The sequence below is a fragment of the Streptomyces sp. NPDC059524 genome, assembly GCF_042749255.1.
Lineage (GTDB): Bacteria > Actinomycetota > Actinomycetes > Streptomycetales > Streptomycetaceae > Streptomyces > Streptomyces xanthii.
In genome coordinates, this window is sequence record NZ_JBHYTK010000011.1 from 61,776 (window position 1) to 70,146 (window position 8,371).

Below are 8,371 nucleotides of genomic sequence, written 5' to 3' on the forward strand. Positions count from 1 at the left end.
CCCCGCGCGGCCGCCCGGCCGGGGGGCCGCCGCCCCCCCGCGCGCGCCCCCCGGACGGGCGGTCTCCGGTGACGGATCAGCCGGTGGTCCAGACGACCGGCTTGTCGCTGTAGGCGTCGCCGTCGTCGAACTCGGCGCCCGTGACATCACCGCTGCGCGACGCGGCGAGCGAGCAGGTCTCGAACGACGCTCCCTTGCCGAACTCGGCCGGTGCGGATTCCTTGTCGCACTTGCCCGGGATGTCACCGATCAGCGAGACGCCGGTGCTCTGGCCACCGTCGAGCAGGCCCCGCAGCTGCACGTACGCGCGCGACAGGTCGGTGTCGCCCACGTTCTCCACCTTCATCTTGATGAAGTACGGCGTCAGGCCCTTCGCTCGCGCACCGAACTGGGACATGTCGGCCTCGGCGCCCTTGTCGATCGCCGTGACGGTGATGGCGAGGGTGCCCTTCTTCTTGGCGTACTCGAAGGGCAGGACCGCCTTGTCGCCGACCTTGAGCCCGGTACCCGGCGCGGTGACATCACCTGCGGGCTGGGCGTCGCCACCCTCGCTCCCGGCGGCGTCGGCGCTCGGGCTCTCCTTCTCCGGAGTGGGCGCCGTCGCTGCGGGCGACTCCTTCTCCTTCGCCCCGTCCTCGCTGTCGCCGCCGCCGCACGCCGTGAGTCCGAGGCCGAGCGTGGTGACCAGAGCGGCCGTCAGTGCGATACGTGCCTTGCGCATGTACGAAACCTTCGCTATTGGGTGAGTTCTCCGCCGTTACGGCGATGTCCCGCGCAGTTTGTCAGGCCTGTGTGCATGTTTGGTGCGCGTGAGGTGGCGGAGACGTCTGGGCAAGCCGAATCCCGCGCCGGAGCCCGCGGAACCACACGTATCCGCCGAACGGGGACTCGAAGCCCCGTGAGGTGTTCGGGAAGCTGCCGGCCACGAGCGGAACGTAGGTGCGGTTGCCGACCGGACTGACGCCGTGCTCCCGTCACTCCAGGGGAAGCGCCGCCCCACGCTCGTGCGGTGGCCTGGGTCCGTGGATCCGCCGCTCATGGGCCTGGATCGGGACATCGTTGATACTGGCCTCGCGCCGCCGCATCAGGCCGTCGGCGTCGAACTCCCAGAGTTCATTGCCGTAGGACCGCCAGTGCCGACCGGCCGGGTCCCGCCATTCGTACTGGAAGCGCACGGCGATCCGGTCGTCGCCGAAGGTCCACAGTTCCTTGCGCAGGGCGTAGTCGAGTTCGCGTTCCCACTTCGCTGCGAGGAAGGCTCGGATCTCGTCCCTGCCGGTCACGAAGGTGTCGCGGTTGCGCCATACCGAGTCCGGTGTGTAGGCGAGCGACACCCGGTCGGGAACACGCGTGTTCCACGCGTCTTCGGCCGCCTGCACCTTGGCCACGGCGTCGGCTTCGCTGAACGGCGGTACGGGACGACGGGCCGGGGTCGTCTGCTGGGTCCGGGTGTCACGGGAGGAGTTCACTGCGACCACTCCGAGTTCTCGATGACGGTCACGAAGTCGGTCCGTACGAATCCCGGAGCGAAGCGGGCGAGGACATCGGCCTTGACGTTCCCGAACGCGGTGGCCGGCCGGTGCGCGATGCCCTCGGTGAACGCTTCCAGGATCCGCCGCTTGAAGTCCGGCCGCGGATGCGCGGCCACGACCGCGTCCCGCTGGTCCTGTGTGGTCTCGTCGAACCCGAGCCCCAGGACGTCGACTTCGACGCCCGCGGTGACCAGGGCCACCTCCGGCTCCATGTGGTACGGGATCTCCGGCGTCGTGTGCAGGGCGATCGCGGTCCATGCCGTCCGGGTGCGCTCCAGGGGCAGTCCGTGCCGCGTCAGGAAGTCGCGGGCCGCGTCGGCTCCGTCGATCTCGAAGCGCTGTGCGGAGGTGGCGTACTTCGGGGTCAGCCCCAGGTCGTGGAACAGCGCTGCCACGTAGAGGAGTTCGGGGTCGTAGTCCAGACCGCGGCGGCGGCCGCGCAGGGCGCCGAAGAGGTAGACGCGGCGCGAATGGTCGTAGAGCAGGGTGCCCGCGGTGTCGCGGACCAGTTCGGTCGCCTCCTGGGCGAGCGCGCTGTCGGGGATCTCGATGCCGGCGATGCGTGTGGTCACGGTCGGTCGTCTCCTGGTCGGTCGCCTGCCGTGTGCGGGCGATGCGGTGCGTTGCGTTGCGTTCAGCCTGCCGTCCGCGCACGCTCGCGCACCATGTCCTTCCAGACATGAACCCCACACATATGGCCATGGCATCGCGCTAGCCTGGAGAGATGAGAACCGGTGAGCGCCCCCTGCGCCGAATCGTCTGCGTACTCGCGTACGAGGGCGTGCGACTGCTCGACGTCACGGCTCCGCTGGAGGTCTTCAGCACGGCGGTCGATCTGGGTGCCCGCTACGAGGTGGTCCTGCTGTCCCCGGACGGCGGACCTGTCACCACCTCGTCCGGGACCCGGCTGCTCACGGACCCGGTCGACGCGCTCACGGGGCGCGTCCACACGTTGATCGTGCCCGGCTCCCCCGCGCTGCCCCGGCGACTGCCGGACGGACTGGCCGACGCCGTCCGCACGCTCCACTCCGCGTCCTGGCGCACCGCGTCCGTGTGCACCGGCGCCTTCGCGCTCGCGGAGGCCGGGCTGCTGCGGGATCGACGCGCCACCACGCACTGGCGGCACACGGCCACGCTGGCACAGCGGCACCCCGACATCGACGTCGACGCCGACGCCATCTTCGTGCGGGACGGACGGATCTTCACCTCGGCGGGCGTGAGCGCGGGACTCGACCTGGCCCTGGCCCTCGTGGAGGCCGACGAAGGGCCTGACCTGGCCCGGGAAGTGGCTCGCGACCTGGTGGTCTTCCTTCAGCGCCCGGGCGGGCAGTCCCAGTTCTCCGTGGCCACGCGCACCCCCGCGTCGCGCCACAGCGGCCTGACCGCACTCCTCAGGTCGATCGACGCGGACCCCGCCGCGGACCACTCCCTGCCGGAACTCGCCCGGCGGGCGGGCCTCAGCGCCCGCCATCTCACGCGGCTGTTCCGCGACGAGATCGGCGACACCCCCGGCGGCTACGTCGAGTCGGTCCGCCTCGAAGCCGCCCGGACCCTGCTCGACTCGGGCGGGACGGTGACCGCGACGGCTCGCCTCAGCGGCCTGGGCAGCGACGAGACATTGCGGCGGGTGTTCCTGCGGCATCTGGGAGTGACGCCCTCGGCGTACCGCGCGAGGTTCCGTACGACAGGGCGCGGCGGGTCCGAGGGCGGCCGGGCTCGCGGCGCGGCGCAATCGGCCGACCGAATCGCTGAGAGCCGCTGACGGATGTCCGCCCCCGTCCGCGCATCCGCCGCGGCGTGGTGCGCATGGCGCTGCCCGAGCCCCTCCGGGCGGACAATGGAACCAGGACCGCGCTGCCGCGATCCGGTCGCCGGCACCCTCGAGATCCCTGGAGGAACGCCATGTCGCACACCGCCGAATGGACCGCCCGCCTACACCTGTCGGAGGAGGAGCGCCGGACCGAGGTTCGGGTCGATCTCGACACCGGCTCCGCGCACCTCACGGGCAGCGGCACCGCCCGCTGCAACCCCGTCGACACCGACGTCCCCGCGATCGGTGACGAACTCGCGGCCGCCCGCGCCCTGGAGCAGCTGGCCGCACAGTTGAAGAGGAACGCGTACCACGACATGGAGGCGGCCGGAAACTCTCGCAAGTCCCGTATCGCGCAGCTCGGCTGGCCGGAGATGACCAGGTCCTAGGGCCGCGCGCAGGCGCCCGGGCCGCTGGCCCGGGCGCTCCCTTGTGTTTCCCGCCCGACGTGCACGGCGCCGACCGGCCACGCGCTCACGGACCGGCGAGGTTCGGACAACCCGAGGGATCCCGCGCGTCGACGCAATCGACGCTCTTGCGGGATTCCTATGGATCAGTCAATCTTTCGCCTGGCAGCCCAGGATGACGAACAGCGCGGCATTCCCGTCGTTGATTTGTCATGCCCCTGGCATGTCGATCGGTGTTTTCCGTCCGCCGGCCCCGGCAGGGTCCCGGCTCGACAACCCCCACAGCAACGCACCACCGATGAGGAGGACCCCTCACATGTTCGTGATGCGTGACAGACGGCGCAGACGCGCCGCCGCCGGTGCCGTAGCCGTCGCGGCTCTCGCCCTCGGCTCCCTCTCCGCCCTCCCGGCCCAGGCCGCCGGATCCGCTGCCCAAGGCGTCATTCTGAACGCCGGCGCGGACGGGACCGTCGCCAACAGCTACATCGTCACCCTGCGCGAATCCGCCGCCCAGGCGGAGACCGCGAAGGGCCGGGCGGTGGCGACGAAGTTCGGCGCCAAGATCAAGCGGACCTACACGGCCGCGCTCAACGGCTATTCCGTCGAGCTCTCCCAGACCCAGGCCAAGAAGCTCGCCGCCGACCCGGCCGTCGAGACCGTCAGCCAGAACCGGGTCTTCCACGTCGACGGCACGCAGCCCTCCCCGCCGTCCTGGGGCCTCGACCGGCTGGACCAGAAGGCCCTGCCGCTCAACCAGAGCTACACCTACCCGGACAGCGCGGGCCAGGGCGTCACGGCGTACATCATCGACACCGGCGTCCGCATCACCCACAGCGACTTCGGCGGCCGGGCCTCCTACGGCTACGACGCGATCGACAACGACAACACCGCGCAGGACGGGCACGGCCACGGCACCCACGTCGCGGGCACCGTCGCGGGCAACTCGTACGGCGTCGCCAAGAAGGCGAAGATCGTCGGCGTCCGCGTCCTGGACAACTCCGGTTCCGGGACCACCGACCAGGTCGTCGCGGGCATCGACTGGGTGACCCAGAACGCCGTCAAGCCGGCCGTGGCCAACATGAGCCTGGGCGGCGGCGTCGACACGGTCCTGGACGACGCCGTGCGCCGCTCGATCGCCTCCGGTGTCACCTACGCCGTCGCCGCCGGCAACGACGGGGCCAACGCCTCCAACTACTCGCCGGCCCGTGTCGCCGAGGCCATCACCGTAGGCGCCACCACGTCCTCCGACGCCCGCGCCAGCTACTCGAACTACGGCAGCATCCTGGACATCTTCGCTCCGGGCTCCTCCATCACGTCGTCCTGGAACACCAGCGACTCGGCCACCAACACCATCTCCGGCACGTCGATGGCCACCCCGCACGTGGTCGGCGCCGCCGCCCTCTACCTGGGCGCCAACCCGACGGCCACTCCGTCGCAGGTCTCCTCGGCGCTCACCACGGCCGCCACCCCGAACGTGGTGACCAGCCCGGGCACCGGCTCGCCGAACAAGCTCCTGTACGTCGGCGACGGCGGCACCACACCGCCGCCCACCGGCGACCGCTTCGAGAACACCACGAGCTACACGATCAACGACAACGCGACCGTGGAGTCCCCGATCACCGTCTCCGGCGTCAGCGGCAACGCCCCCTCCGGTCTGCAGGTGCCGGTGAACATCGTCCACACCTATATCGGTGACCTCCAGGTCCAGCTGATCGCCCCCGACGGCACGGCGTACACCCTGAAGGCCTTCGGTACCGGTGGCAGCGCGGACAACATCAACACCACGTACACCGTCAACGCCTCCTCCGAGGTCGCCAACGGCACGTGGAAACTCCGGGTCACGGACAACGCGTCCTACGACACCGGCAGGATCAGCTCCTGGGCCCTGCAGTTCTGACGCCCAAATCCTGAAACCCCGCGCATGACAGGGGCGGCCGCCTGTGCGGCCGCCCCTTCTCCGTGTGACCGGTGGTCAAGAGGGAACCGGACGGCGCCCACACCCGGGCAGGCCTGGAAGGATGCGTCCACGTCCGGGCACTCGCGGGACCGCCCCGAGGCAGGACCGCCGCGGGAGCCGCATCGAGGGAAGGCGCGCATGGAAAGCAGGAGTGGGGATGCTCAGGCCGCACGTCGACTTGTCGGGTGCGTGACAGGCCCGGTCGCCGGAGTGGTCGGCTCCTATGCCGGGACAACGATGCTGGGGAGAGCCTGGAACGACTGCGAGATCGGCATCAACGCGTCGGCCAACTTCTTCTCCCTCATCCCTGTCTTCTTCGCACTGTGGCTGGTCATCTCCGTGCTGTGGATGCTCGCCTTCGGCTTCCTGGGCGGCCGCAGCATCGTGGCGGCTTCGATCGTCTCTGTCCTTGTGACTCTGGGGACTTACTGGTTGATGATGTCCATGCTTGGAGCCCCCTCGGGATACCCCGTCAGCGTGGCCGAGTGCGCCCCCGACAATGCTCCGGCGTGGTGGCCTGATTGGCTCCCGCTCTGACTTCTCCCGACAGATCGTGCCGCTCCAACTCATGGACCGGCGAAGCGGCTTGACGGCGGGGCCAGGTGTAACAGAAGCTGTTGCAACTAGGAGGGGTGATGGCGGCCAACAGTAGGTTGACCCTTGCGACGCATGCGCTGGCCTGGCTTGCGCTCGCGCAGCGGCGTGGCCAGGAGGTGCTCACCTCGGAGCAGGTCGCGGCCAGCGTCAACACCAACGCCGTGATCATCCGGCGCAGCCTCGGTGACCTACGCCGGGCCGGCCTGGTGGAGGTGCGCCGCGGTGCCGGTGCGGGCTGGAGTCTGGCCCGTGAGCCCGAGGACATCACCCTGCTGGAGGTGTACGACGCCGTCGACGCGCAGCCGCCGTTCGGTCTGCACCACACCGAGCCCAACCTGGAGTGCCCGGTCGGTCGAGGCATCCGGCCCGCGCTGGGCGGGGTCTACGGGCGGGTCGAGCAAGCGATGCGGGCGGAACTGGCGGACACGTCCATCGCCGATGTTCTCCGCGAGTCGCTGGCGAACTAGGCGGCGGGTCGCCCTCGGACGCGCGCACGGCCTGCGGTCACCATGCCGCTTGTTGTAACAAGAATTGTTCCGACAGTTCGATGAGGAGTCAGAGTCGTGAATCCCCTACGGTGTCCGGTCGTCGAACTGCGGCAGTACACGCTGCACCCAGGACAGCGGGACGTACTGATCGATCTGTTCGACCGGGAGTTCGTCGAGTCTCAGGAGGACGCGGGCGCGACCCTGCTCGGGCAGTTCCGTGACCTGGACGATCCCGACCGATTCGTCTGGCTCCGCGGCTTCGACGACATGCGGCGTCGCACCGAGGCGCTGGAGAGTTTCTACGGCGGGCCGGTCTGGCGGGCGCACCGCGACGAGGCCAACGCGACGATGGTCGACTCCGACGACGTGCTGTTGCTGCGGCCGGCCTCACCGGAAGGCGGCTTCCCCGTGCCGGTCGGCGCCCGGCCGGCTCCCGGCGAACCGGCGCCGCGATCACCGTCGTCGTTCCTCGCCACGGTCTGGTACGGCCGCGGCCCGTTCGACGCCGCGTTCGTCGAGTTCTTCGAGCGGCGCGTGCGCCCCGTGCTCGCCGAGACCGGCTGCGAGCCCTTGGCGTATCTGCAGTCGGAGCACGCCGAGAACACCTTCCCCGCGCTGCCGGTGCGGACGAACGAGGAGGTCTTCGTCTGGTTCGCGCGTTCCGCCGACGAAGGCCGCATGGACGACCATCTGAAGCGCTTGGAGCACTCGGAGCGCTGGCGCGAGGAGGTCCTGCCGACTCTTTCGGAGCGTTGGGCCAGGGCTCCGCAACAGCTGCGGCTCACACCCACCGGGCGGTCGGCGCTGCGGTGAGCCCCGAAGCGGGGGGTCGCGCCCAAAGGCAGCCGGGGGACCTCAGTCGGCGGATCTGCACCGAGGCTCCGCAAGGTCGATACGGATGCCTGGCGGCGGACATCGACACCCTCGCGGCTCGTCGCCTATCTCGCGATTGTCCTGTTCGCGGAGTGCGCTCGGCGTCCCGGCCACTTCGCTCCGACGTGAACGATGTGGAGAAGTGGGCCCGGATCCGTGTGCGGATCCACGCGAGTGTGCCGCTCGGACGTCGAACAGGCCTGGCAGGGGCGGCCGTTCATTAGATCTCGGGTGGGCTGCGTGGTTTGATCCACGTCACCGCTCCCCCGGAGCAGCGACACCCGTCGAACGGGCGTCGCCGTTCCTGCGGTCGAGGCCCGCAGTCCCCAGCGGGGCCACCCCCTCTTGTGGATCCATCCATGCGAAAGGGAAGTACTGAAATGAACTCCGCTCACCAGCTTCAGACCGTCGAGCTCACCGACGCCGACCTCGACACCGTCTCCGGCGGCGTGGCCCCGCACGCCTCCATCATGGCGGGTCCGCAGGTCGTCAGCGACGCTTCGCTCCTCGCGCAGGCCGGCGCCGTCCAGGACCAGGTCCTCGGTGCGGTCGGCCAGTACCGCGACTTCGGCGTCAGCGTCTCTCTCTGACCGCCACCGCCCGCCTGCGCGACGACGAAGCGTCATCGACCGCGCAAGCCGGGGTTCGGCCGCCGACCGCTCCGGCGCGCTGACCCACCGTGGGGGCATCTCCGCAAGGGGATGCCC

Annotated in this window: 10 protein-coding genes; 7 read left to right on the forward strand and 3 right to left on the reverse strand. The window is 70.1% G+C overall.

What is annotated here, in order from left to right; translation table 11 throughout:
- Positions 1-76 precede the first annotated feature (76 nt).
- The 3 genes from ACFW9D_RS05270 to ACFW9D_RS05280 all read right to left on the reverse strand — a co-directional run bounded on the left by ACFW9D_RS05270 (position 77) and on the right by ACFW9D_RS05280 (position 2,104).
- A complete protein-coding gene (locus ACFW9D_RS05270) occupies positions 77-721 on the reverse strand; it encodes a hypothetical protein (RefSeq protein ID WP_384617989.1) in 645 nt (214 codons plus the stop codon).
- Between the two features lie 253 nt (positions 722-974).
- Positions 975-1,469: a nuclear transport factor 2 family protein gene (locus tag ACFW9D_RS05275; RefSeq protein ID WP_384617992.1), complete on the reverse strand. Its 495-nt coding sequence runs from the start codon at positions 1,467-1,469 to the stop codon at positions 975-977.
- Positions 1,466-2,104, reverse strand: a complete 639-nt coding sequence (locus ACFW9D_RS05280; RefSeq protein WP_384617995.1) for an HD domain-containing protein — start codon at positions 2,102-2,104, stop codon at positions 1,466-1,468. Before ACFW9D_RS05280 ends, ACFW9D_RS05275 begins: the two co-directional genes overlap by 4 nt.
- 152 nt (positions 2,105-2,256) lie before the next feature.
- Here ACFW9D_RS05280 and ACFW9D_RS05285 point away from each other — a divergent pair, with 152 nt between their 5' ends.
- The 7 genes from ACFW9D_RS05285 to ACFW9D_RS05315 all read left to right on the forward strand — a co-directional run bounded on the left by ACFW9D_RS05285 (position 2,257) and on the right by ACFW9D_RS05315 (position 8,254).
- The gene (locus tag ACFW9D_RS05285; RefSeq protein WP_188340871.1) at positions 2,257-3,294 is read left to right on the forward strand and encodes a GlxA family transcriptional regulator; all 1,038 of its coding nucleotides are present in this window, start codon (positions 2,257-2,259) and stop codon (positions 3,292-3,294) included.
- Positions 3,295-3,434: 140 nt separating this feature from the next.
- A complete protein-coding gene (locus ACFW9D_RS05290) occupies positions 3,435-3,731 on the forward strand; it encodes a dsRBD fold-containing protein (RefSeq protein ID WP_188340870.1) in 297 nt (98 codons plus the stop codon).
- A 334-nt stretch (positions 3,732-4,065) separates the two neighbouring features.
- On the forward strand, positions 4,066-5,646 hold the full coding sequence (locus ACFW9D_RS05295; RefSeq protein WP_384618000.1) for a S8 family serine peptidase: 1,581 nt from the start codon (positions 4,066-4,068) through the stop codon (positions 5,644-5,646).
- A 198-nt stretch (positions 5,647-5,844) separates the two neighbouring features.
- Positions 5,845-6,243, forward strand: coding sequence for a hypothetical protein (locus tag ACFW9D_RS05300; RefSeq protein WP_188340868.1), 399 nt, complete (start codon positions 5,845-5,847; stop codon positions 6,241-6,243).
- Between the two features lie 98 nt (positions 6,244-6,341).
- Positions 6,342-6,770, forward strand: a complete 429-nt coding sequence (locus tag ACFW9D_RS05305) for an Rrf2 family transcriptional regulator (RefSeq protein ID WP_384618004.1) — start codon at positions 6,342-6,344, stop codon at positions 6,768-6,770.
- A gap of 96 nt (positions 6,771-6,866) precedes the next feature.
- Complete coding sequence (locus ACFW9D_RS05310; protein WP_384618006.1) at positions 6,867-7,604, forward strand: NIPSNAP family protein; 738 nt, start codon at positions 6,867-6,869, stop codon at positions 7,602-7,604.
- Between the two features lie 440 nt (positions 7,605-8,044).
- Positions 8,045-8,254: a hypothetical protein gene (locus ACFW9D_RS05315; protein ID WP_384618009.1), complete on the forward strand. Its 210-nt coding sequence runs from the start codon at positions 8,045-8,047 to the stop codon at positions 8,252-8,254.
- Positions 8,255-8,371 lie beyond the last annotated feature (117 nt).

Excerpts from the sequence above, each read along its gene's own strand:
- ACFW9D_RS05270 (WP_384617989.1), bottom strand. The coding sequence starts at position 721 with ATGCGCAAGGCACGTATCGCACTGACGGCCGCTCTGGTCACCACGCTC.
- ACFW9D_RS05285 (WP_188340871.1), top strand. The coding sequence starts at position 2,257 with ATGAGAACCGGTGAGCGCCCCCTGCGCCGAATCGTCTGCGTACTCGCG.
- ACFW9D_RS05290 (WP_188340870.1), top strand. The coding sequence starts at position 3,435 with ATGTCGCACACCGCCGAATGGACCGCCCGCCTACACCTGTCGGAGGAG.
- ACFW9D_RS05295 (WP_384618000.1), top strand. The coding sequence starts at position 4,066 with ATGTTCGTGATGCGTGACAGACGGCGCAGACGCGCCGCCGCCGGTGCC.
- ACFW9D_RS05300 (WP_188340868.1), top strand. The coding sequence starts at position 5,845 with ATGGAAAGCAGGAGTGGGGATGCTCAGGCCGCACGTCGACTTGTCGGG.
- ACFW9D_RS05305 (WP_384618004.1), top strand. The coding sequence starts at position 6,342 with ATGGCGGCCAACAGTAGGTTGACCCTTGCGACGCATGCGCTGGCCTGG.
- ACFW9D_RS05315 (WP_384618009.1), top strand. The coding sequence starts at position 8,045 with ATGAACTCCGCTCACCAGCTTCAGACCGTCGAGCTCACCGACGCCGAC.